This is a genomic window from Dehalobacter sp. DCA (assembly GCF_000305775.1).
Lineage (GTDB): Bacteria > Bacillota > Desulfitobacteriia > Desulfitobacteriales > Syntrophobotulaceae > Dehalobacter > Dehalobacter alkaniphilus.
The window spans coordinates 2,507,005-2,530,741 of the sequence record NC_018866.1; the positions used below are offsets into that span (position 1 = coordinate 2,507,005).

Here is a 23,737-nt window from a genome sequence, read left to right on the forward strand (position 1 = left end):
TTTATCCTTTCGTCCTTAAATACTTTCCCATCGTACAGCCGCCGTCAAGGTACTTTGCGGTTACGCACATTTTGCACCGCTGACACTTCTGCAAGTTTATCTGGTAGACGCCACCAATTATTGAGATCGCACCGAACCGGCAGAGGGACTCGCACTTGAGGCAGCGCCGGCAGGCGTTGTATTTCCTTATTTGATAACTCACCATACGCTGGAGGTCATCGTGCCTTGCCACATTCATTGTCTTGACCTTTACCGAATACTCATAGCCTTCCTGAGCGAATGGCTGAATTGAAAGGATAGGCGTATTAGTCTTCATGTCCACAACAATTGTCTCGTTGATGAGCTTTCGTCCGAGTTCAGGAGCTATTCGCCCGAACGGAACGAACAGGCTAATGAAGCTGTCGTCTATCGGTTTATTAAGCTGATAGACCTTAGCGTTGTCCTCGGTGGTGCAGTTTGTGTAACGGATCTTAACATCCTGTGCGGCTTCAAGGCCGTTACCGCCTTGACGAGCTTTCCACTTTCCGCTGTTGATGTATTCTTCCGGATCAGGCTTTCCGATGCGCTTCGCAAAGTTGACGAGGAAGTTATGCCACTTCTTGTATTGATCAGGCATGTATATCTGAGATAGGAACTGTGCCCGCTCATTGTTATTCGGGCAGCACCAACAACCTACGCGGTCATAGCCGAGGCGGTAGGCCGCGTTGAAATCTATTTCTTCTCCGAATATATAGAGCCAAATGTCGATGTCTTTCCAGAGGAAGATGGACGACGCCACCTTCTGCTTCTGGATTTTTACTGACTCAGCGTTATCCTCAACTCGGTTATACTTGCTGCGAGCGACAGACTCGCACTTGCGGATACCGTAAAACGTGAGTATATCCTTATCGCAGTACATGCTGTTCAGGACACGGGTGATGGGTCCCGTCTTGAACATCGAGCAGCACCACCGGAGCATTCTTGCTGGAGGTCCAATGTCCTCGCACATGTTAAAAAAGTCCTGCTCGCGATTGATCGCGGTCTTGAAAATCGCTTTGGGATTCGCCTTACGATAGCGCTCGGCGTATTCTACGGTAAGCGGAAACTCTAGCGTCGTATTTCCGAAGATATGTACGAGGGAAGGGTCTCCGAGAGCCTTGATAGTCAAGTCAGCTGTAACTGTAGAATCCTTGCCTCCCGAGAACGATATCACCAGGCACTCACGCGGGTATGGCTTTACAGTCTGTTTGATGAATGTATGCGCCTCGTCAATGATGAATCTCAGCCGGAGCCGGTTGATACTGACGAAGGTCTTTATGTTATCCTCGAAAAAGACGGAGCTGTTCTGCTGTGAGAACTGCTCTAGCTGCCGTTGAATATCAGTGACCGTCTGATTCTTATATGCCTTCAATGAAACCGTCAGAGGTTTCCCGTCTATGTAATACCTATTGTTTGATGCCCAAACACTTTTATCCATGTAGGCGAGCGGCTTTCCTGTCAAAACCTCAAGAAGTAGGCGCTCTTCGGGAAAAACGGGGCGAAGGTCCGTGCATAGATAAGAGGTTGTCTGTTTACATGATGGGCAGATATCCTTATCGATATCAGTGGCAAACTTAATGATCGGTGCCTTGCAGTTCTCGCACCAGTAAATTTCGAGCGGAATATCCGGCTCAGTTACTGTTCCGCACAGCTCGCATTTTTCAGTCTCTGTTTCGCGGCTACAAGCCCTGCACCACATGGATCAATCTCCTTTCCCGAAGTCGTTTTGGACAATTAGAATCAGTACTACGAGCCTTACTCAGATGCCTTCATAACTGTTGTACCCGGCACGACCTCCATAATATCAGCAATATCGCAGTCGAGAGCCCTGCAGATCTTCAGCAGGACGTCTGTCGTGATGTTCTCACATTTTCCAAGTTTCGCCATAGAGGTAGTGCTGATCCCGGATGCTTGCTTAAGGTCCTGTTTATTCATACCCTTATCGATTAGCAGCTTCCAAAGCTTGTTATAACTGATAGCCATAATGACACCTCACCTCTGGAGAGTCGGATACTGTGTGTGTTTACTCATATTATATAGCTTCTTGGAAGGTCATACAACGAAATTTGCGTGTTCGCAAATATTTTCTTCGAAGTTAAATACACGCTGCCCGCTCTGAACTTCATTACTTACCATATGTTATGACACGGAACCAAGAAGAAATTTCTCAATGAAAATCGTGGAGACTGGCCATGACGCAGAACCGTTCATTTAAAGATTATGTTGCAACTCGTTTTTATCACAAGCTGTACGATGCTGTATCTAAATATCTGGAACAGAATCATCAGGTTCTTGATGTTTCCTCAAGACGAGAGCGCCAAATTAGTAAGATTACAAAAACCTCTGTGTTAATGTTAAGTACCAATTAGTAAAGATCTTTTATTGAATAATCCTCCAGCGAGTAAGTAAGCAAGCAGATTAATGCTTAAATTAATCTGCTTGCTACTAACTGCTTTTCTTATTCTCTTGGAAGATTCAATAAATTGTCTTTTGTGGTATAGTCCGGCGTTGACTTTACATACTTTTCACCATTAACACTTGTAGCATGTACCACATTAGGGTACGGGGTAATATTTACTTGTAAAGTTCCAGGGTGCTCTTTAACATAATCATGCACTGCAGCTTTCGTGTAATATCCATCCTGAGTACTACCCGTAATATAGATGGAATCAATTTCGAGTAAATTATTGGATGTACCACATCCAGTCTTCATTTTAATTTTCGTAGCTCTCATAAGGTTACCTCTACTTTCAATCAATTCCTATTCATTCATCTTTCCTTTTCTGCCTGAGAGAGGACACTTCCAGCAAGTGATTTTGTCAGATCATTGTATTTACTGCTCTGAAGAACTTTCGAAGCAATGTCTTCCATTTTGGAACTTGTTTGATTATCTTTGGCAATTTGTGAAAGAACGCTGCCTGCTAAAGTCTTCTGAATATCTGATGCTTCTGGATTAGCTAATATTTTTGCCGCTTTTGATGCCATACTTTTAGATGTTGATTTTGGGTTCATATCTTTACCCTCCTTTCTTTAATATATAAACGGCAACCGAAGTCCGGCTGCCGTTTAGTAATCATCATCCTCTAATCTAACTATTGATAATTTCATGTCTAACTTTGAGAAATACCACGTTTGCTCATAACAGCGAGTATCTTGTGAATAAGTACTATCTTCAAACCAGGCATTTGGGTCAACATAGCCCTCCTGTCTCATTTTATCTACATTCGTAATGTAGGATAAAGTATTATTACTGATCTTTCCGTTTTTCAATATCGACCTGCATTCAGGAGATTTCACTACCCTTTGAATTATATTATTTTTTTGGCTAATTAACGCAACATTTTCGTCACTTAATTCAATCATCCTGATAATTGCAGATGTCAGCGAAATTTCATACTGCTCGGATAGTTCCTGCGCAATATCTAGGGAGATATCTCTTGTCCTCAATTTGTTTAGAACAATATTCCTTGGCAAAAGAAGTTGAGCGGCAAATTGATTTGCTTCTCTCTCCTTAGTTTTGGTATTTATCCCCATATTGAAATCTTCTTTCCGGCAGAAATGAACTCCATGGTGAATAAACAAATGACCGATTTCATGAGCGATAGTAAAACGTTTTTGATTATTATTGTAAATATCCGGAGAAATGACAATAAGCTTTTTTAATCCCTTAACTTTACAAGCTCCTAAGATACCTTCTTGTATAGGGGCTTGTTTCAAATGGATATCAAGTGCATTGATAACATTATCCAAATCTAGAGCTGAATTATCGTTAATTCCTAGTTCTTTACGCAAATCATCCGCATACCATTCAGGATTTCTTCTTTCATAAAAGAAGGATTTATTCATCACTAAATTCCTCATTAAATAGCTCATCAATAATTCTCTGAGCATCATCGTTTCCGTCAGAATCCTTACGGTCTTTTCTAAAATCAGCAGCTTGGGGCAATGAATATAACTGTTCCTTATAGTCATTAATTTTTTTAAAAACAGCATCAAATTCTTGAGTATAAGGTACGGAGATAGTCATATTAATTATTTTAGATAATTCCTTAAATTCTTCAATATCATCTTGAGCCAAATTTTCGTAAAAATAATTATAATCTATGTCTTGTCCTGAAGTTATTTTATCAGTGTAAATGACAAGAGCTTCATCTAAACTAATCATCAGAATTACCTCCCTGTAAGTTAATGTCATGAAGCTTATCAATTCGTCGCACTCTTATAACTTTTCTTTTAAAATTTTTCTTAGTGATTTCAATGCCCGGCTATACAATGAATATATTGCTGACTCACTCTTCTTGGATATTTCTGATATTTGTTCAAAAGATACTTTGTTAAATAGTCTTAATTGAATAATTTGTTGATGTTCGGGGGAGAGTTGGTTAATAGCTGCAATAATAGCATCATGAATTTCTTTGTTGAGGATAACAAACAATGGATCTACGCTAAATAAGGAAATAATATGGTCAAACTCGGCATCCGGCATGTCTTCAAGCAAAGTATTTTTGGTTTTTTTCCTAAGTTGTTCCATAATAACAAACTTAGCAATACCGATAACCCAGCTGGCAAATTCCGATGAACCATCATAGCGCTCTAATTTTTCTATACTCCTTTTCAAAGACTCCATAATGATATCGTCTATATCATGGCTATCCAAGGCGCTTCCTTTAGTCCGGGATACCACATATTTCTTTAAAAGTGGTAATGTTTTTGAATATAATTTTTGACCTGCTGCCTCATCTCTGCATAAATATTGATGTACAAGTTGATAGTCTTCTGAATGTTTACGCATATAGCCTACCCCCAAGCTTTAAAATCTTATAAATGTTTATCTTTCCTTACTTATTCTCATTCTGACACATCAGATTCGTCGGTCCCATTACTGTCTACAGTTTTTGTTGTTTTATCCGACGGATAACCGTATTTCTTCTGCAGCCGCTTTATAGTCATGTTAATTTTGGTCTGAAAATTATCACGAATGCCCCAATACAAAAAATATTAGAAATTAACACCGTGTACGCTATTGAAATTGTTTTCAGTATTTATAATATGATCGCTCCCCAACCTCTCCACCACCTCAACATCCACCGGACAAAACGTATATAGTCCCAATTCCTCCGCCCTCAACCACCGTATATTCCGGTGAACCATTCTTTCCAGCTCCCCCTCAATAATCCGGCTCTCAAAGAAAGTAAAGCACATCTCATTATCCCCATAAGTATACCGACTCTCCGCAAACACCTCATCAACCTGTATCGTCACGCCCAGCTCCTCCTGACATTCCCGAACCAGACATTCTTCCAAGCTTTCCCCTTCTTCCTGCTTCCCACCCGGAAACTCCCAAAGCATCGGACAGCTTCCCGTATTATCCCGCTGACAAATTAAAATCTTATCATCCTGCCTTATGATGGCTGCGGTGACTTGCGTTACTATTTTCTGATCCATCATTTCGTCCATCATCTCAACCCACAATTAATTTATTGGTTTTCTTAATAAACTTCGCTGGTATCGGCTCATGTAGCTGCCAGATAATATTCATCGGCGGCTGCCTTCATGTTTGACATAATCGGGTAGCCCCAGTAACGTATACGGTGCTGCCCCGGTGGCATCCGTTTTATATTCCAGTACAAATAGCAGTACCTTGCTGCCGTTTGCTTAATGATGGATATAACGCTGACCCGTTGGCGAATCTTCCGATGTCGTGCTCTGGCTCTAGGCCTAAATAATCGGTAGACAAAAACAAGGATAATAAATAACCATAGGTATCAGAAATTGATAAAGATTGAGGCCATGCTTTTCTCCTAATTATCGACTTCATTTTCTATCTAGTTTGGTTGAATTCACCATATGAGATATAATTCTCCTTATTTCCTTCAGTTCCTGTTTATTTTTCCCATTAAAATAAAAACGAAATAACGAGTTTTCTTGTAAGTCTTAGTAAACCACCACAAAACCACAAACTGATTACTCCTAGGCATCATTAAATTACCTCAGGGGTTATATTCCTGCAAATCTATATTTTTTGTTCATAGTTCCTGATAAAATCATGCCAAATGAGAGTAATTTTGTTCTTATCTAAGGGCTTTTTTCTTTATTTAGAACAATTTTGTGAGGTGTCCTTTATGATTCATCCAAAAACCTGCGGCTTCACCGGCTATCGTCCATCTAAGCTCCCTTCCCCCAACAATAAAAAGCATCCCGCCTGCCTGCGTTTAAAAGCTTTAATCCACGACACTGTCGAAGTAGCCATTCATGACGGCTACACCCACTTCATCTGTGGCTTTGCTCTGGGTTCGGATACTTATTTCGCGGAAGCGGTTCTAACATTACGCGCGGTTTATCCTCAGATCACCCTGGAAGCAACCCTTGCTTGCGAAGCCCAGGCGGAAAACTGGGCACAGAAAGACCGGGACAGGTTCTATGACCTCTTATCCCGGTGTGATGTCGAGACCTATATCAGCCGTAAGTATTATCCGCGCTGTTATCTGGACCGGAATCGCTATATCGTCGACCACTCGCGGCGGCTGATCGCGGTGTTCGACGGGAAACTTGGAGGAACGATGTATACCGTGAACCGAGCCCAAGCCAAAAAGATCGAATTAGTCATCATTGATCCGAATTCCTATGCCGTGAGTAACATTTAAGCCGGACAAGGCATATATTGTATTGGAATCGAAAATATCATCCGTTTCCGTATAAGCAGAAGCCCGGTTTGTCGCTGACCGGGCTTCTGCTTTTTGACTTGCCATTTATATCGCCGAATATATCGCTTAATATATCGCCAGTTTTCTTGATAAATTCTTCTTAAAATTATAATTGCTGTCAAGGAAAGAACGAAATCTTGCTCAGTTTAAAATTCTGGGTAAAGAAGGTTAATGGATCATTTTGGTGAATTTAATATTATATTCCATTCCAGCGGAGGTAAAAAATGTTTATTGAAAAATATGATATCATTATTATCGGAGCTGGGCCGGCAGGGCTGATTTGTGGCAGGACTTTGGCATTAGCTCATAAAAAATGCTTGATTCTAGAAAAGAAGCTTAATTTGCACGGGAAGGTATGCGGAGATGGAATCTCCAGCAGATGTGTCAAGGTGTTGGAAGCATTGAATATTTCACCGGAACTGTTAATTCGAGCAGGCGGTCATCCTGTACACTACAATATAGCGATACATCCAAACACGATCCATAAGTCAAAAGATCAGGAAAACGAGGCAAGTGCTGAATATGGTATTGGGTTATCCAGAGATACGCTAGCCGATATTTTACTGGAGCAAGCTGTGAAGGCAGGATGTGAAATCAGATTCGGTGCAGATGGCATGGAAATCAGTCACACAGACGACGGGTATTTTTGGGGTAATGCTTGGGGACGGGATATTGTTATTGCGGCAGGAGCTGCTACTGGATATAAAATTCATCGCCAAATGGGTAAAGGGAGTCATAACCTTAAATATTTACCCGCTGGAATATCCAGCAGGGTTGTTGCCAATACGGATTTGTCGGACGATGCCTTTTATTTTGTATTTGATTCAGAGGAGCAATTTGCAGGGTACTCCTGGGCATTTCCGCTTGGAAACCGCTTATGGAATATTGGTTCTTGGAGCAATCAAAAGGCAGTCAATTTAAAAGCCCAATATAGCACTTTTATGAAAGGTTTTGTGGCACAAAATTTTAACATCTTGTCTTATGACAGGGTTGCAAAAGGTGGAATCATTGGTGCGGTCCCCCCCAATTTGGAGATCGAAGTCAATGATCTATGCATTGGAGATTGTGCTTTTTGTACCGATTTCATGACTGGAGAAGGAATATCTTATGCGATGATTTCAGGATATAAACGGGCCATCGACCTGCTTCAACAGGATTGATGACGGGTTAAGGGCTATTGCACAACAAACTGACTAGTTCTTATTTATATACCTGATCAACGTTCGGCAATACATATATAAAAGGAAATAGACCGCCAATCTGCAACTGTTAATACAGATAGATATCCGACGGCGCGTGCTGAGAGGCCGCCTGCTTATTCTTGGGGCTTTTGCTGCAGGACATATAAGTGAAATAAAGTTCTCCTTCCGGGTCGTTTACCGCAAATTCAATCTTCCATTCGCAGCCCAATTCCAGAATCAAACTCGGATTTTTTAATATCAAACTGTCTTGCACCTGCCAAAAGGTAAGTCCCTTATTTTCTTCGTTTTTCATTTCTGTCCAAACTGCTTTGCCGTTTTTCGAATAACCTTCCTCGGCAGGGTCACTGTCCAGTTCATGAAAAAAGTAGCCTCTGATCGTCGCCTCCCATTTATCCGGCCCTCGTTCGGTCTTGCCCTTGTTTTTGAGTCCGGTCAATTCATAGATCGCCCAGCCGTGCGCATCAGAACCGTATCTAATGGTATACTTGCCATCCTCATAAATAAGCTCTGTTCCATCTTTTTGCGTATCAATTACCGGCCAGAAGAATCTCGTCACCTGGCGGTCAAAATTCTCTTCGCTGATAGAACCGTCCACAAAGTCCTCACCGGCATTGAAAATAATATAATGCGTAAGGTCGTCCCATGCCGGCGCTTGGCCGAAGGTAAACTCCGGCAAGAGTCTCAGCTCATTGCCGTTCTTGGAAAAATAGTCCTGAAAGAACAGCATAAGCTCCGGCGTAATCTTCGTTTCACCGTTTACAATCTGGTTCGTATAGAACTCCTGCTGATGCGCGTATCCCGCAGGGCCGCTATCAGCGCCATCCCCGTTTTTAAGCGCTGTTTCCGAATCATACTTCTCCGATATAGGGGAAGGCGCAGGTGAACAAGCAGACAAAAACAAGAGGATCATGATTAATACCGGGATTATCGCTTTCTTAAAAACCTTCATGTTATTCACCTCGCCCATCATCACTTAAACAGTTCCCCATATGTCCACTCTTCGCCGGTGAATTCCAGCGTGTATTTAGCTGAGACCGCCTGAGCGTTCTTTTCTTGCAGTAGGTATTCGGCGTAATCCTGCCAGAGGTTTTCCTGCTTAATCCAAAGGGCTAAAAGTATGCATATATAAATTCCGTAAATCAACATCTAATTCACTCTACAAAAAAAATGTATTCCCAAAATTAAAAATAAAGACCCCACTATGCTGTTTATGGCAGAAGGATATTTCCATTTGGCTAAATTAACTACATTTGTATAATTCTCTACAATCCTCACTATTCCTGTCCACAAACTGGGCAAGTATGTGAACTGCGGAATTCAGCAATAGGCGAACTTTTATACTCATCCCTAAAGATTTGACGGCTTATTCTGCCGCACTTAAGGCAAGCCACGGTCGCCACTTTTGAGCCATCTTTACTCGCTAAAAGTACCATAACGGACATATCGTGAACCTCCAGTTCTTCTGATTCTATCAAGATTAATCCTCATTTTGTGTTGCACTATTAGAAATTTTCTGTGTCAGCCGCTGCTCCTGGCCGAATCCATTCGTAGACTTCGGAAATCTTGAACTTTCACTGCCGACCGACCTTTTGCGCGGGCATAACTTTTCAATTGTGAAATTTGTTGTTTTTGACGTATATAAGCCTACTTTTTTGAAAGTTTTACTCCCCATATATTAATGGCAATCCCAATGATTGGCAAAACCCATATCCACCAAGGCATATTTACAATAATCATTTGAATAGTAAGAAATGTCCAATGAAGAACTTCACCCATATCAATATTGAATTTGATAATTATCACACGCTTTCCTTAAATTTTTTCGTATTTCTTCACAAATTTTTACAAATTCAACAAGAAAAATTTTATGGATAATTGCATGTAAGATTTTACTCCCCATTATAGACATAGTCCTACTTCCTTTTAAAGGCTAGTCTTTATCATATTTGCCCCTTCCCCAACCTCTCCGCCACTTCCACATCCGCCGGACAAAACGTATACCGTCCCAACTCCTCCGCCCTCACCCACCGGATATCCTGATGAACCGTTCTCTGCAGTTTCCCTCCGATAATCCGACAATCAAAGAAAGTAAACTGCATCTCTTTATCCCCATACATATACCAACTCTCCGCAAACACCTCTCCCACTCGTACCGTCACGCCCAGTTCCTCCTGGCATTCCCGAACTAGACATTCAGCCAGAGTCTCCCCTTCTTCCTGCTTCCCGCCCGGAAATTCCCAGAGCGACGGGCAGCTGCCGCTGTTGTCTCGCTGGCATATCAAGATTTTCCCATCCTGCCGCAGGATCGCCGCAGTAACCTGCGTTATTTTCTTCTCTTCCATTCATCTCAACCCACTATCAATTGATTGGTTTGATGTTTTTGAACTGCACTCTTAAACATTTCATAGCTCTATATTTTTACTTGGCTAAAATACCCAATTTTGTTTAATTCTCTTTTATTTTTCTATTTCCTTTTGTTTTTTTACAATAAATTGCAAAAAGATGCTGCAAGTTATGCGTAGCATCTTTTTTGTTATTATATGGTTTATTTTGGCAATTTATGCTATAATAACCCTACAACAGATGGCGTGCAGGGCGGTCGGCATTCCCTCCGGAAAGGAGGTGATGCCATGGAAGTATATCAAACATTAACACTGATGATATCCTTCGGAACATTGGTGGTTTTGATACTTTCGTTTAATAAAAAGAAATGACCGCCCCTTCACAGTGGTTGACGGTCATTTCCGTTATCCATTAACCGACCGCCCTTAAAGCGGCTGTTGTGAGGAATCATGTTTGCTGCATGATTCCTCTTTGCTTATATTATATACCATAGTTAAGTTAAAATACATAGTTATATGTAAATTTTTGTTAAAACATTCATTTCTGCCGTTGTTGTTTAAAGGTTTCATAGGTCATGATGCTTCCTCCCCCAACGCTTCCCTCGCTTTAGCGGAATAATAATTCTTTATCTTCCACGCTGCCGCTTTTTGCAAATACGGCGCTGCCAATTCCTGCTTGCCGGCTTTCAGATAAGTCAGACCGATAAAGTAATTGTTTTCCACTTCTAAAATAAAAGCATCATAGATCAGCGTCGTTTCTTTCAAACTGAGGACAGTCTTTTTCTTTTTGCTTTGCGGCGGCTGGTAGTTTCGGACGTATTTCAGTGCCGCTTGGAAATCTCCGCGGCAGCTTTCTCGCAAAGCCAGAAGGGGCTGTAATTCATTGTTATCATAAAGTTCTCGAGCCTTATCCAGCATCTCGCCGGCGTTTTCCAATTCTTGTTCTAACAGCAGCAAATTGATTGCATAAAGGCAGTGATAACAATACAGAAGTTTGTTGTCCTTGATGTCTTCCAGTTTGATTTCATCCAATACGGCGAGGGAACGGTGCAAATCCCCAGCGCGGTTATGACAGTTGGCAATATTATATACCATGGGGTTTTTTAATTTAGGGTTACGCTTGTAAGCTGAGGTGTTCATCGTCTTTTTCATTTTTTCAATTGCCTGTGCATAGTCCCCTTTTGCCATAAGCTGCAGAGGGTCCATAAAAGAATAGAGCCGCAGTAAGGTCAAACCTATGAATATGACCAGGACGACACAAAGATAAATATAGACAAAATCAAGAAGATGACGCATGCTTCCTCCCTCCAATCATGTGACGCTTTCCTATAAGTTATCAATTTTTTGGCTATTTCACAATGTTTCGATCTGAGTATTTTATCTGAACATGACTTGCATCACAAAAGGGTATCCGGCTTGACTCTCCGCAGCGGCAAAGGGCATAGCGGTTTCTAAGCTCATATTCAGTACCATCGGCTGATTCAAGCGGAATATTCCCCGTGACAAAAATCCCGGCGCTTACACCCAATTCAGAATCCTGAACGATTGCAATGGAAGGATCGTATTCAGGTTCGGTCCTCTCCCCCGTTTTCTCTACCGCTGTCAGTCTCCCGGTTGGACAATCGCTCGCAGCCCGAATTGCTTCCCTGATATTTTCCTCATTGTAAGACCGCTCTGTAAGTTCCCACACACTTCCCTTGTCTCGGTGACAGAATCGGGCATAGGCACACCGGTTATCATCCATCAGATCGATGCCGGGGCCCTCCATCCATTCGGCCCTGTCTTCATACCTTGCTCTGGATGCTGTTTCAGTGCCGACAAAACCTATTTTTGCATGGGAACCGTCACAAAAAGGCGGGTTCTTTGAGTTTCCGCAGCGGCATAACGCATACGTCTCGGCCTGAGGAAGCTTGCGGCCTTCTTTCAGCTCATATTTCTTTCCATTTGGAACGATTATTTTTTCCGACAATGGCACATTTCCAGAAACAAGATACGGTCCGTTCTTTACGATCTTAATTTTACATTTCTTTTGGTCCTTTAACATAATCATAGTTCCCTTCTTCATCTCCAAACGGATTTTTCCTCACTGCGACCGCGTCCAATATGGCCTGCAATTTCTCTTATTTCACGCTGTCGCCGGCGTTATCAGGATCGTCAATCACGGGGGTGCTCGCAGACCATGATGAGTATAGACAGAAGACCAGAAATAAAACTGAACATTCTTTTTCCCTACATTAATTATACCAAAAATATTTCTCTAATAACATTCTTATAATTATCCTATATTTTGTGTAAGATAGAACTTATCATACTTAAGCCAAACTTAGGGGGATAAACTTTTGGAACGGGACCGCCTTGATCAAGATTTTGAAATCAGACGCCTGGAGCAGGTGCTGGCTATTGCCCGGGAACAATTAGACTGCGCCCTGCAAAAGAGCGAAGAAAATAAAGAGGCCATTATTGCCGCGAAGTTAGATATGTGGGAAGATACTTCCCGCTCCATCTCCGGCCTTTGGAATATGGATAATTTTCATGAGCTTGTCGAGTTGAGCCAGTACGCCAATCCGGTGTCGGAACGGGTGTCGGATTATGAACGGGATGCCGCTAAGATCCTGGCTTTAAAAAGATTGCTCTATTCCCCCTACTTTGCTCGGATCGATTTTCAGTTCGAGGGTGAGGAGCTGTTAGAGCCCGTCTATATCGGGCGGTCTTCGCTGCAGGACGGCCTGACCCGGGATATGGTTGTCTATGACTGGAGATCTCCCATCGCCAGTGTTTTTTACCGCTTTGGTCCGGGGAAAGCGTTCTATGAGTCACCGGGCGGTAAAATAACGGGAGAGGTGCATTTAAAACGCCAATACGAGATCAAAGATGGCAAACTGCAATATTTCTTCGATGCGGATATTCAAATCATTGACGAATTCCTGCGCGAACTGCTTTCCCGGAATGCTTCCCCTAAAATGAAAACCATCGTCGAAACCATCCAGAAAGACCAGGATCTGGTGATCCGCGATCTGGAAATGGATTTACTGATGGTCCAGGGAGCTGCGGGAAGCGGCAAAACTTCGGTGGCGCTGCACCGCGCGGCTTATCTGATGTACCAGGGGCTGGCGGCCAAGCTGGCTTCCAATGAGATTGTGATTATTTCTCCCAACACCCTGTTTGAACAATACATCGCCAATGTCTTGCCTGAGCTGGGCGAAAAGAATGTCCAATCGCTCGTCTTTGAAGAAATATTCGGCAAGGTTTTGCAGACTGATTCTATCCAAAGCAGGAATCAATATTGGGAAAGCCTGCTCTCCCCCGGCCAAAACGGCGGAAGTATCGCCAAAAGCAGCATGGCCTTCAAAGGTTCCGGCCTGTTTGCTGAAATTTTGAGACGTTTCATTAAGGATTTGCCTTATCGCTGGCTGCCGTTTGCTGATATTTATTATGACGGAAAGATTGTTGCCAACCGGCAATTGCTGAAAACTAAGATCCTGAGAGGCGGTCAGGAATTCCTGCTGAGTGTGCGTTTAAAGCAATTGGAAGCGTCGATTCTGCAAATCGTCCGTGAGCTGCGTCCGAGCCGTCTGGAAAAGTTAAAAAAGTTCATTCAGGCCAAGCCCGAGCATGAATTCGAAGTGGAAGAAGGTACCCGGCGGTTATCCATTCTGGAAAGCGCCGCCTTGCTGAAGAAGATACGAAGCTTTACCGAGCTGGATTGTCCGGAGCTTTACCGGAAGCCGTTCAGCGATAAAAGCTATTTTTATCATTTAGCCGAAGGTCTGGAGCTGCCTGATTGTATAGAAGAGATTTTGGACTACACCAGGGAAAACCTGCAAAAGGATGGTTTACTTTATGATGACGCCCTGGCCCTTACTTTTCTCCATCTCCATATCAAAGGATATACCGCTTACCGTGATATCAAGCAAGTTGTGGTCGATGAAGCCCAGGATTATGATCCCCTGCATTTTGAAATACTCCACGGTCTGTTTCCCAAAGCGCATTATACGATCCTGGGCGATATTCATCAGACCATAGGGAAGCAGGAAGATTCCGCACGCTATGAACAGATTGGCAAGATATTCGCTAGACCTAAATCCACGCTGGTGACTTTGGACAAAAGCTTCCGCTCCACCAGGGAGATCTTGGCGTACAGCGCCAGGTTTCTTGACCAAAGCGTTAAGCTCCATAGTTTTGGGAGATCGGGAGATGCGCCTGCCGTGTTTGTGGCGCCGAACCGGGCGGCTCTGACTGCTCTCCTGCTTGCGGAAATTAAAACCTGCCGGGAAAAGGGTTACCAATCAATCGGGTTAATCTGTAAAACGGAATACGACGCCCTTGCCTTATATGAGCAGCTCAAGGACCAAAGCGATATTCAGCTGCTAAAAGGTGATGTTCAATTTGATTTAAGCGGCGTATTCCTGATCCCGGTCTATCTAGCCAAAGGCCTGGAATTTGACGCCGTACTGATCTGCGAGGCCGATCAGGAGCATTATCACAGCGCTGATGATAAGAACCTTTTATATATTGCCTGTACGCGGGCGCTGCATAGACTGAACCTTTTTTATACCGGAGAGATCAGCCCGCTTTTATAAGAAGACAATTAAATTCGTTCAAAAGCACTGATAAATCCGCCCATGATCGCATCCGCTAATTGATCATTCATGCTAATCGTCCAGCTATTATTATTCTTCACTAGATTCACTTCAATTGTGGTCGTTGTTGTCTGGTCCTCATTTGCAATGGCGTCAAATAATAGTTGCATTATCACTTTTTCTGCTTCTTCATCACTCAATTGTTCCGCTTCAGGCAGCAACGCCTGTTCAACCCCAAATCGGACAACGGCATCGATATAAGCATCCAGGACGGCCGCGAAATCGGTATTGCTAATTTCTGCCGTAACGGTCGCCGTATCACCGTTAATTTCTGAAGATACGATGTTGTAATCAAGTTTTGCGAAAAGCAAGGCAATATCTTCATCTGTGATCGTTATATCGGCAGGCTCATCATAATCATTGAAATTATCATAGCTGAAATACCGGTCGGCTGTATCCTGATCCATCACTTTGATAGCATCCATAGCGTTGGCAAATGCTTCCCCGGGCTGCTCCAGAATAATACAAGAATATATCTGGTTTAACGCAAGCGGTTTCACAACACTGGTACCACCGACAGAATAGATTTTATTGATTTGCCCTACTTTACCTGTTAAAAAGGTTTGTACGGAAGGGTCAATGCCGTTGCCAACAAGCAGAATAGCTTTCCCCTGCTTGGCTGCTAATGCGGAACCTGCTAAGGCATCGGGAAAGTTGGTCCCTGTAGCAACAAAGATTGTATCCGTAGCTTGGCCAAGGCCTGTGATCAAGTTGATCGCTGTTTCATATCGATTATTTCCGCCATAACGGGTTGGATTCGGAAGTCCGGATTCCACTTGCGCACTGATGACGCTGGTCCCGCCGGTAATAATCGTATCGGATATTTGCAGATCTGTTAACACATCAGCTGTCGCATCAGGCAACGTATTTGTTTCTGTCAGTAAAATGGGTACTCCGTTTTGCGCTGCCCAGGAAGATACCGCCAAAGCATCAGGGAAATTCTGGGCATATGCGATGACAGCCTTATTTGTGCGGAGTTTTTGATTCTCTTGCAGATACTTGGCGATGTTCGCCGAAGTCTCATAACGATTATCGCCTGCGATACGATGAACCGTATAATCAGCGGACAGACCTTCTTCAATGGCGGTGGATACAGCACCGGTACCGCCAAGGATAAAGACCGTTTGCGCTTGGAGACGTTCCAGTTCAGTTGCTGTATCGGGAGTTAAGGCTTTGCTGTTCGTTAAAAGAATCGGAGCATCATAAGCTGCCGCCAGTACAGCGCCGGCTAAAGCGTCCGGAAAATTGTTATCACGAACCAGGATAACGGCATTTGAACCTGAAGGCCATCCTTCTTTCGAGATCTCAATCGCAGTTAACGTCCTGTTATCCCCAGCAAGTCTTTTACTTTCTACTGCCTGAACAGCATAAGCTTGTAAAGGTATTGCGGCAATTGTGATTGTGATGATCAGTGCCATAGACAGCAAAAATTTCAACCAATTTTTTCGAAATTTCATTCTCTTCCTCCAATTTAAAAATATTAAGACAAAAATACTCCAAGAAAAATTATAGATTGAATCAAGTAATATTTCCTTCTGAAATTACTGGTAAAAGTACTCCAGAGGATAATCACTTTTCAAATCCAATGTATAAAAAAACAAACCTAATAAGATATTTAATAATCGAGTAGGAGGGGGCGTCTCGCCCCCGGCCTCTCACACCACCGTATGTGCGGTTCCGCGTACGGCGGTTCAATAGTTTAAGTGCAGTACCTCGTATTTCTTGGCTATGTCATCATAGCCGAGGGATTCGAGGTATTTGTCAGTCAACGTATGATTAAGTATCCCGCTCCCGGCTACTCTCCAGTAGCCTTTGCCAGTGTACCCATTCTTGTGTGCCCAGTAAACCGACATGCCGAGTGCTATCAAGTTCCCGATTCGGGTTTTTGGTTTCTTCCACTGCTTCCAGATATACATCCGTATCCGTCGTTTCAGCCACCTGTTCAGTTCCTGAATTCTGCTCTTCATACCGGCAATAGCGTAATAATTAAGCCACCCCGTTGTATATAGCTTCAGTTCCTTCAGAATCTGTTGAATGGCCCTTCCGCGATTCCGTTTTGTGATGCCTTTGAGCTTTTCCTTGAATTTCTTCATTGACTTTTCATGCACCCGTATTCCCGTACCTTTGCCCGTCCTGTACAAGGCAAAGCCAAGGAACTTAAGCTTCAGCGGTGATCCCGCTTTACTCTTTTCCGAGTTCACTTTCAGCTTTAGTTTCTTCTCAAGGTACTGCTTACAGCTTTCTAATACACGTTCTGCTGCTCTGCGGCTCTTGGTGTAGACAGCAATGTCATCCGCGTATCGCAAATGCTTGTGCCCCCGTCTTTCCATTTCCTTGTCGAATTCATTGAGGTAGATATTCGAAAGTAACGGAGATAACGGGCCTCCCTGTGGGCTGCCTTCCTCCGTCTTGCTTTTCACTCCATTCTCCATGACTCCGCTTTTCAGAAACTTCTTGATGAGGTCTATAATCCGCTTATCTTTTACTTCTTTGCGTATTATATTCATCAGCAGTTCATGATTCATCGTATCGAAGTATTTTGACAGATCGATATCCGCTGCGCGGGTATATCCCTGTTCGTAGTACTCTTTCGCTTCCTTCATGGCTTGCTGTGCGCTGCGCCCCGGTCGATAGCCGTAGCTTGCCTCCGAAAACAGCGGTTCAAAGATTGGTTGCAATATCTGCACCAATGCCTGTTGCACCATCCGATCAATGACCGTTGGCACACCAAGTTTTCGTACTCCTCCATCCGGTTTGGGTATCTCTACTCTCCTAACCGGTTGAGGCCTGTACATCCCGTTTCCTAAACTCTGTAGCAACTCCTCTCTGTGTTTCCTGAGCCAGGGCAGCATTTCATCCACGGTCATTCCGTCGACTCCTGCTGCTCCACCGTTTGACTTAACCCTTTTGAAAGCCCTGTTCAGGTTTTCTCTGTCCAGAAGTCTTTTCATTAGGTCGACTGCACCGTCTTTTTCCTTGGTTTCTCGTTCAACGATGCTCCGCGCTCCGCCGTTGTCTTCGGGTTCCACCCTATCTTCCGGGCGGCAGCCAAGGTTTCCCTCGTATTCTGCCTTCTTCACATCGTCCACCTTCTTCCTTCTTCAAAAGACTACTACTGTTCAGCCCTTCCCGCGTTTCCGCGGTACTATAGCTTCTGCTGACTTCTCATGCCTCAGCTACACATCACTGCGCGGTTTGCTCCTGTGGGTCGTCGAATGCGTCCCTCTTGTCGGGAGCGTGGTATGAGATCTCCCCGGGTAAGAACAACAACCTTCATCCCATGTAACCGCCGCATTTACTGTACAGGGTTCGGGTAGTATTGGACTTTGTTTTATTAAGCAAACTCGTCCACCCTGATTCAGCCTTATATGCGGTTTCTGTTCGTCGGTTCAGGACTTTGCTTACGGCTTCCTTTAGATTCCACCTCACGATGGACACCCTTGCCGTTCGGCTAGCACTTCCTACTACCAAGCGTGCAGCGGACTCTCACCGCCGAGTTGTTGCCCATGCCGGGCGCACATCGAGTAGGAGGGGGCGTCTCGCCCCCGGCCTCTCACACCACCGTATGTGCGGTTCCGCGTACGGCGGTTCAATAGTTTAAGTGCAGTACCTCGTATTTCTTGGCTATGTCATCATAGCCGAGGGATTCGAGGTATTTGTCAGTCAACGTATGATTAAGTATCCCGCTCCCGGCTACTCTCCAGTAGCCTTTGCCAGTGTACCCATTCTTGTGTGCCCAGTAAACCGACATGCCGAGTGCTATCAAGTTCCCGATTCGGGTTTTTGGTTTCTTCCACTGCTTCCAGATATACATCCGTATCCGTCGTTTCAGCCACCTGTTCAGTTCCTGAATTCTGCTCTTCATACCGGCAATAGCGTAATAATTAAGCCACCCCGTTGTATATAGCTTCAGTTCCTTCAGAATCTGTTGAATGGCCCTTCCGCGATTCCGTTTTGTGATGCCTTTGAGCTTTTCCTTGAATTTCTTCATTGACTTTTCATGCACCCGTATTCCCGTACCTTTGCCCGTCCTGTACAAGGCAAAGCCAAGGAACTTAAGCTTCAGCGGTGATCCCGCTTTACTCTTTTCCGAGTTCACTTTCAGCTTTAGTTTCTTCTCAAGGTACTGCTTACAGCTTTCTAATACACGTTCTGCTGCTCTGCGGCTCTTGGTGTAGACAGCAATGTCATCCGCGTATCGCAAATGCTTGTGCCCCCGTCTTTCCATTTCCTTGTCGAATTCATTGAGGTAGATATTCGAAAGTAACGGAGATAACGGGCCTCCCTGTGGGCTGCCTTCCTCCGTCTTGCTTTTCACTCCATTCTCCATGACTCCGCTTTTCAGAAACTTCTTGATGAGGTCTATAATCCGCTTATCTTTTACTTCTTTGCGTATTATATTCATCAGCAGTTCATGATTCATCGTATCGAAGTATTTTGACAGATCGATATCCGCTGCGCGGGTATATCCCTGTTCGTAGTACTCTTTCGCTTCCTTCATGGCTTGCTGTGCGCTGCGCCCCGGTCGATAGCCGTAGCTTGCCTCCGAAAACAGCGGTTCAAAGATTGGTTGCAATATCTGCACCAATGCCTGTTGCACCATCCGATCAATGACCGTTGGCACACCAAGTTTTCGTACTCCTCCATCCGGTTTGGGTATCTCTACTCTCCTAACCGGTTGAGGCCTGTACATCCCGTTTCCTAAACTCTGTAGCAACTCCTCTCTGTGTTTCCTGAGCCAGGGCAGCATTTCATCCACGGTCATTCCGTCGACTCCTGCTGCTCCACCGTTTGACTTAACCCTTTTGAAAGCCCTGTTCAGGTTTTCTCTGTCCAGAAGTCTTTTCATTAGGTCGACTGCACCGTCTTTTTCCTTGGTTTCTCGTTCAACGATGCTCCGCGCTCCGCCGTTGTCTTCGGGTTCCACCCTATCTTCCGGGCGGCAGCCAAGGTTTCCCTCGTATTCTGCCTTCTTCACATCGTCCACCTTCTTCCTTCTTCAAAAGACTACTACTGTTCAGCCCTTCCCGCGTTTCCGCGGTACTATAGCTTCTGCTGACTTCTCATGCCTCAGCTACACATCACTGCGCGGTTTGCTCCTGTGGGTCGTCGAATGCGTCCCTCTTGTCGGGAGCGTGGTATGAGATCTCCCCGGGTAAGAACAACAACCTTCATCCCATGTAACCGCCGCATTTACTGTACAGGGTTCGGGTAGTATTGGACTTTGTTTTATTAAGCAAACTCGTCCACCCTGATTCAGCCTTATATGCGGTTTCTGTTCGTCGGTTCAGGACTTTGCTTACGGCTTCCTTTAGATTCCACCTCACGATGGACACCCTTGCCGTTCGGCTAGCACTTCCTACTACCAAGCGTGCAGCGGACTCTCACCGCCGAGTTGTTGCCCATGCCGGGCGCACTTAAAAGAGGAATCATGCGTTAACATGATTCCTCACAAAAGCCGCTTTAGGAGCGGTATGCTTAGAGAATGAGCGAATAAACCGCTATCCTTGTTATAAGACAACCTGCTTCAAAGACAGTCAAATATCTACGTTTCGGAAACGACTATAAAACACTAATTTATATTGATAAGCATAACAGAAAATCTGAAGATTTCATCATAGCAATCTTTTACTTCACGCGTCCAATTAAATTTCCGTACCCTTCCCGCTCCATATCTTCTTTGGGCACAAACCGCAGCGAGGCGCTGTTGATACAATATCTCAGACCGCCGGATTCCCTTGGCCCATCAGCAAACACATGCCCCAGATGGGCATCACCGGCACGGCTCCTGACCTCGGTCCGCAGCATGCTATGGGAAGTATCGGTCTTTTCCGAGACTACATTCGGATCGATAGGCCTGGTAAAGCTCGGCCAGCCGCAGCCTGATTCAAATTTATCCGAGGAGACAAAAAGCGGCTCGCCTGTCGTAATATCCACGTAAATACCCGGCCGGAAAATGTCCCAGAACGCGTTATGAAACGGCGGCTCGGTGGCATTATTCTGCGTCACTTCGTACTGCATTCCGGTCAGGGTTTGGCGCAGCCTGCCAGGATCCGGCGCCTGATAATCGTCTGGGTTAATAATGGCCCCTGCCGCCTTCGTGAATTGATCCTTGCCGATGTGACAATAGCCTTCCGGGTTTTTATCCAGATATCTTTGGTGGTACGCTTCCGCCGGACAGAAGTTCTCGATTGCTTTTATCTCGATCACGACAGGTTTATCGTAGTTTTTTTGCAGCTTGGCCAGGGACCGTTCTATCACCGGCAGATCATTAATATCCGCATAATAAATCCCGGTACGGTATTGCGTCCCCTTGTCGCCGCCCTGCCGGTTAAGTGAGACCGGATCAATCGCCTGATAATATAATTCCAGCAAGAATTCCAGCGGCACAATCTCCGGATCATAGTCTACATACACCGTCTCGGCATGTCCGCTGCCGCGCTGACACACATCCTCATAGGTCGGGTTCGCGGTCTTGCCATTGGCATAGCCCACTTGCGTGGAACGGACCCCGCGAATAGACGCAATATATTTTTCCATACCCCAAAAACATCCGCCTGCAAGATAAATCTCAGACATAACAGACCCCCCATGATATCAGATGATGATATAATTCTCTGAAGCATGCGCTTTATTTTCTTTCATCCATCGTTGACCGTGACTGCAAAAAGAGCTCACATATCATACATCTTTTGTAAATAAATGGTTTGTTTTGCCAATATGTGTTATCATTAGTCTGCATGATTTCCTCTTTGTTTATAGTATATACTCTTATTCAAGTCAAAATACAAACTACAGACCGGGGTTCTTGCGCAACCAAACAGGCGTATTATCTTTCATTTATAAAGTAAAATTTTAGGAGATGAAACTTGATAAATGGAGGGATCGTTAAATCTCCAAGGGGCTTGGCAATAAGGCTCAGGTCAAATTCGAGTGGGCCGATACGAAGAGACTTAAACTTCATGTCGATAAACTGGTTGCTAACACTGAATATCTTTTGTCCATCTTTGTAAATTCTTTGCATCTTTTGTTCATTAATAAAAAGAAATCCGGCTGTCTGGAATAGCTGGATTTCCTTTATTGTGGATACAACTATAATTTTATGGAATTAATATCTTTTGTCCCTCATAAATCAAATCTGGACTGGATAGTATATTTTTATTTGCTGCGTATATTTTCATGTAAAGTGAAGCATCACCATACTCTAATTGGGCTATCTTTGCCAGGGTATCTCCTGCTTTCACGGTATATATTCTTTGCTTTTCACCGGCAACGATATCCGGAAGCAGCCCCTCAGGCGGAAGGGTTAAAACCATTCCTGCGTATAAACGGTTATTATTCTTCTCAATCATGTCACGATTTGCCTCATATATCTTACCGGAGTATTTGTAACTTCCGTAATGGTTTAAGGCGATCGTAGCTAACGTATCACCGGGCAGAACCTTATATGTGCTGTTAACCACTTCTACGTCTGTTTTTGGTATCAGGTCAAGATAACTAAACGAGTTGCTTGAATTTAACTCAGGCATTTGAATGTCCACGGGTACGTTAATGTTTGTTATATCTGTATCATAGTTAAACGTAAGATTCAAAATGCCGGTAACATCCGATTGAATTTCTTCTCCGCCTACGGTATCATTCATCAATTTATTTAATGCTGCCATGTCGAGCTTTAGGTTAATACTTCCATTTTCATGGGTGATATAACCTTCGCTTGAAATCGTATACGTTAACTCGATGCCTTTGTCCCCTAGAATAGGAACATCATTCAATTGATCCATGACTGAATTAAATTCAGTCAAAGACTCTTCATCAATAGAACCAAATTCCGATGAACTGTCCGAAAGCTCACTATACTGAGCAATTATCGTGAAATAGTCATTTAAGAAGTTCGACGCTTCTTTGTCCTTAGCAAAGTTATTCATCGCATAACGGATAAATTCCTTCAATTGTGCATCATTAAGTTTTATCGTATATTTTTGTGAGCCAAGGCCATCGTTTGCCGATTCACTAACGACGTCAATATTCGGGTTGAACCTTTGAACATAACTGTTTAGAAAATCAGTACTTTTTTTCTGTAGATCTGACTGCAATTTTATAAGGTTCGTCACATCCATATTTTTAAGATCCGTATTTTTCGCATCAAAAGGATTTATAACCATATATGGCTTTCCAGCATATCCAGGGGGTAAATATGCTGCTGCAATTTGCGGAATTTTAAAGACTTCAATTAGCTTTGGAGTTTTTCCTGAGAAATCTTCATCTACCCAAAACGGCATGTTAATATTAAGACCGGATGCAATTACGTTACAATCTGCCTGTAATTTAGCGATTGTTTTTTCTTCGTTACAATTCATTTTCAAAACGACATCGAGTTTCGCATTATTTAACATCTCAGCAACTGAATCGATTTGTTCTTGGTCTGCCTGATCAAACCCTGTGCCGGACATTTGAAGAGACATCGTCATATGCTGCTGCATTGAAGCCACATCTTGCATTTTCATATAGGCATTAAAGATTGCCAGCTGATTTTGGGTACAACCAGCTAATACCACAATGAAGACAAATAAGACCGTAAGAATCAAAGCTGTTTTTTTTCTAATCTTCATTAAGTTACTCCCCTCTCCACTATTTATAACTATACGAATATAATTAATTCTTCAGCTTAATGCCAATACCTCCCAAATTTTCAATATTTTTATACGCATGGCTTATCAGCCGGCGGATCATATATGAAAATCGGCTGATTTTGTTGTCTTTCGCCTTGAGATTAATCTCTTTGCCTGAACGCCTGGAAAACAATGGGCATATACTAAAAAGGACATGCTCTT

At 43.7% G+C, this 23,737-nt stretch carries 23 protein-coding genes and 1 pseudogene; 3 read left to right on the forward strand and 21 right to left on the reverse strand.

Features of this window, described 5'->3' with window-relative positions; genetic code table 11:
* Position 1: 1 nt before the first annotated feature.
* The 9 genes and pseudogenes from DHBDCA_RS12090 to DHBDCA_RS15835 all read right to left on the reverse strand — a co-directional run.
* Positions 2-1,717 carry a phosphoadenosine phosphosulfate reductase domain-containing protein gene (locus DHBDCA_RS12090; RefSeq protein ID WP_015044502.1) on the reverse strand — a complete coding sequence of 572 codons (1,716 nt, stop codon included), beginning with the start codon at positions 1,715-1,717 and terminating at the stop codon, positions 2-4.
* Between the two features lie 56 nt (positions 1,718-1,773).
* Positions 1,774-2,001, reverse strand: coding sequence for a helix-turn-helix domain-containing protein (locus DHBDCA_RS12095; RefSeq protein WP_015044503.1), 228 nt, complete (start codon positions 1,999-2,001; stop codon positions 1,774-1,776).
* A gap of 475 nt (positions 2,002-2,476) precedes the next feature.
* Positions 2,477-2,752, reverse strand: a complete 276-nt coding sequence (locus DHBDCA_RS12100) for a DUF3892 domain-containing protein (RefSeq protein WP_034378069.1) — start codon at positions 2,750-2,752, stop codon at positions 2,477-2,479.
* A gap of 35 nt (positions 2,753-2,787) precedes the next feature.
* On the reverse strand, positions 2,788-3,030 hold the full coding sequence (locus DHBDCA_RS12105; RefSeq protein WP_015044504.1) for a hypothetical protein: 243 nt from the start codon (positions 3,028-3,030) through the stop codon (positions 2,788-2,790).
* A gap of 54 nt (positions 3,031-3,084) precedes the next feature.
* On the reverse strand, positions 3,085-3,864 hold the full coding sequence (locus DHBDCA_RS12110; protein WP_015044505.1) for an ImmA/IrrE family metallo-endopeptidase: 780 nt from the start codon (positions 3,862-3,864) through the stop codon (positions 3,085-3,087).
* A complete protein-coding gene (locus DHBDCA_RS12115) occupies positions 3,857-4,183 on the reverse strand; it encodes a hypothetical protein (RefSeq protein WP_015044506.1) in 327 nt (108 codons plus the stop codon). The genes DHBDCA_RS12110 and DHBDCA_RS12115 overlap by 8 nt, the downstream gene beginning before the upstream one ends.
* A gap of 54 nt (positions 4,184-4,237) precedes the next feature.
* Positions 4,238-4,810 (reverse strand): RNA polymerase sigma factor, encoded by a 573-nt coding sequence (locus DHBDCA_RS12120; RefSeq protein WP_242824907.1) that lies wholly within the window; start codon positions 4,808-4,810, stop codon positions 4,238-4,240.
* A 206-nt stretch (positions 4,811-5,016) separates the two neighbouring features.
* Complete coding sequence (locus DHBDCA_RS12125; protein WP_015045380.1) at positions 5,017-5,478, reverse strand: (deoxy)nucleoside triphosphate pyrophosphohydrolase; 462 nt, start codon at positions 5,476-5,478, stop codon at positions 5,017-5,019.
* Position 5,479: 1 nt separating this feature from the next.
* Positions 5,480-5,730 (reverse strand): annotated as a pseudogene (locus DHBDCA_RS15835) (DUF3427 domain-containing protein); the annotation flags it as partial.
* 353 nt (positions 5,731-6,083) lie between these two features.
* Between DHBDCA_RS15835 and DHBDCA_RS12130 the strand changes: the two are divergent.
* The gene (locus tag DHBDCA_RS12130) at positions 6,084-6,662 is read left to right on the forward strand and encodes an SLOG family protein (RefSeq protein ID WP_242824908.1); all 579 of its coding nucleotides are present in this window, start codon (positions 6,084-6,086) and stop codon (positions 6,660-6,662) included.
* Positions 6,663-6,946: 284 nt separating this feature from the next.
* On the forward strand, positions 6,947-7,882 hold the full coding sequence (locus DHBDCA_RS12135; protein WP_015044512.1) for an FAD-dependent monooxygenase: 936 nt from the start codon (positions 6,947-6,949) through the stop codon (positions 7,880-7,882).
* Between the two features lie 109 nt (positions 7,883-7,991).
* Here DHBDCA_RS12135 and DHBDCA_RS12140 read toward each other — a convergent pair whose 3' ends face one another.
* The 5 genes from DHBDCA_RS12140 to DHBDCA_RS12155 form a co-directional block, all read right to left on the reverse strand.
* Positions 7,992-8,873 carry a hypothetical protein gene (locus DHBDCA_RS12140; RefSeq protein WP_015044513.1) on the reverse strand — a complete coding sequence of 294 codons (882 nt, stop codon included), beginning with the start codon at positions 8,871-8,873 and terminating at the stop codon, positions 7,992-7,994.
* 20 nt (positions 8,874-8,893) lie between these two features.
* A complete protein-coding gene (locus DHBDCA_RS15505) occupies positions 8,894-9,070 on the reverse strand; it encodes a hypothetical protein (RefSeq protein WP_015044514.1) in 177 nt (58 codons plus the stop codon).
* A 794-nt stretch (positions 9,071-9,864) separates the two neighbouring features.
* On the reverse strand, positions 9,865-10,266 hold the full coding sequence (gene mutT / locus DHBDCA_RS12145) for an 8-oxo-dGTP diphosphatase MutT (protein ID WP_015044516.1): 402 nt from the start codon (positions 10,264-10,266) through the stop codon (positions 9,865-9,867).
* A gap of 573 nt (positions 10,267-10,839) precedes the next feature.
* Positions 10,840-11,562 carry a hypothetical protein gene (locus tag DHBDCA_RS12150; protein WP_015044517.1) on the reverse strand — a complete coding sequence of 241 codons (723 nt, stop codon included), beginning with the start codon at positions 11,560-11,562 and terminating at the stop codon, positions 10,840-10,842.
* 52 nt (positions 11,563-11,614) lie between these two features.
* Positions 11,615-12,316, reverse strand: coding sequence for a CDGSH iron-sulfur domain-containing protein (locus DHBDCA_RS12155; RefSeq protein WP_242824909.1), 702 nt, complete (start codon positions 12,314-12,316; stop codon positions 11,615-11,617).
* A 289-nt stretch (positions 12,317-12,605) separates the two neighbouring features.
* Here DHBDCA_RS12155 and DHBDCA_RS12160 point away from each other — a divergent pair, with 289 nt between their 5' ends.
* Positions 12,606-14,846, forward strand: coding sequence for a HelD family protein (locus DHBDCA_RS12160; RefSeq protein WP_015044519.1), 2,241 nt, complete (start codon positions 12,606-12,608; stop codon positions 14,844-14,846).
* Between the two features lie 8 nt (positions 14,847-14,854).
* Here the strand turns inward: DHBDCA_RS12160 and DHBDCA_RS12165 are convergent, their stop codons facing one another.
* The 7 genes from DHBDCA_RS12165 to DHBDCA_RS12190 form a co-directional block, all read right to left on the reverse strand.
* Positions 14,855-16,363 (reverse strand): cell wall-binding repeat-containing protein, encoded by a 1,509-nt coding sequence (locus tag DHBDCA_RS12165; RefSeq protein WP_015044520.1) that lies wholly within the window; start codon positions 16,361-16,363, stop codon positions 14,855-14,857.
* Positions 16,364-16,597: 234 nt separating this feature from the next.
* Positions 16,598-17,995 (reverse strand): group II intron reverse transcriptase/maturase, encoded by a 1,398-nt coding sequence (gene ltrA / locus DHBDCA_RS12170; protein WP_015042619.1) that lies wholly within the window; start codon positions 17,993-17,995, stop codon positions 16,598-16,600.
* 184 nt (positions 17,996-18,179) lie between these two features.
* The gene (locus DHBDCA_RS15510; RefSeq protein WP_021315529.1) at positions 18,180-18,335 is read right to left on the reverse strand and encodes a hypothetical protein; all 156 of its coding nucleotides are present in this window, start codon (positions 18,333-18,335) and stop codon (positions 18,180-18,182) included.
* Between the two features lie 160 nt (positions 18,336-18,495).
* Positions 18,496-19,893 (reverse strand): group II intron reverse transcriptase/maturase, encoded by a 1,398-nt coding sequence (gene ltrA / locus DHBDCA_RS12175; protein WP_015042619.1) that lies wholly within the window; start codon positions 19,891-19,893, stop codon positions 18,496-18,498.
* Between the two features lie 184 nt (positions 19,894-20,077).
* Positions 20,078-20,233, reverse strand: a complete 156-nt coding sequence (locus DHBDCA_RS15515) for a hypothetical protein (protein WP_021315529.1) — start codon at positions 20,231-20,233, stop codon at positions 20,078-20,080.
* A 301-nt stretch (positions 20,234-20,534) separates the two neighbouring features.
* The gene (gene msrB, locus DHBDCA_RS12180; protein ID WP_015044521.1) at positions 20,535-21,485 is read right to left on the reverse strand and encodes a peptide-methionine (R)-S-oxide reductase MsrB; all 951 of its coding nucleotides are present in this window, start codon (positions 21,483-21,485) and stop codon (positions 20,535-20,537) included.
* 521 nt (positions 21,486-22,006) lie between these two features.
* On the reverse strand, positions 22,007-23,515 hold the full coding sequence (locus DHBDCA_RS12190; RefSeq protein ID WP_015044522.1) for a LysM peptidoglycan-binding domain-containing protein: 1,509 nt from the start codon (positions 23,513-23,515) through the stop codon (positions 22,007-22,009).
* Positions 23,516-23,737 lie beyond the last annotated feature (222 nt).